Source organism: Pseudomonas sp. HMSC066A08, from assembly GCF_001813025.1.
Lineage (GTDB): Bacteria > Pseudomonadota > Gammaproteobacteria > Pseudomonadales > Pseudomonadaceae > Pseudomonas > Pseudomonas aeruginosa.
The window spans coordinates 1-232 of sequence record NZ_KV811201.1 but is presented as its reverse complement, the minus strand read 5'-3'; the positions used below and the strand labels follow the sequence as shown (position 1 = coordinate 232).

At 39.2% G+C, this 232-nt stretch carries 1 pseudogene; it reads left to right on the top strand.

Annotated features, from left to right (window positions below):
- A pseudogene (locus tag HMPREF2886_RS34785) lies at positions 1-232 on the top strand (hypothetical protein); the annotation flags it as partial.

The following is a 232-nucleotide window of genomic DNA, read 5'->3' as shown; positions in this document are numbered from 1 at the left end:
ATTATGATCCTTAATAAACATGCTAATCGGGTAGCTACAGGTGATGAACACAACGTTGATTATCTTGATCGTATTGATGAAATTGGTATGACTCAACGTTCTGTAAATCAACTAGGGCGGATGTTTCGTTGGCTTGTGAACGATGTTAGTCATCAAATCCATCAAGTTGCTTTTTCTTGTGATCAATTAGCTGCGGGGAATCGTGATCTCTATACGAGGACTGAACAAACTG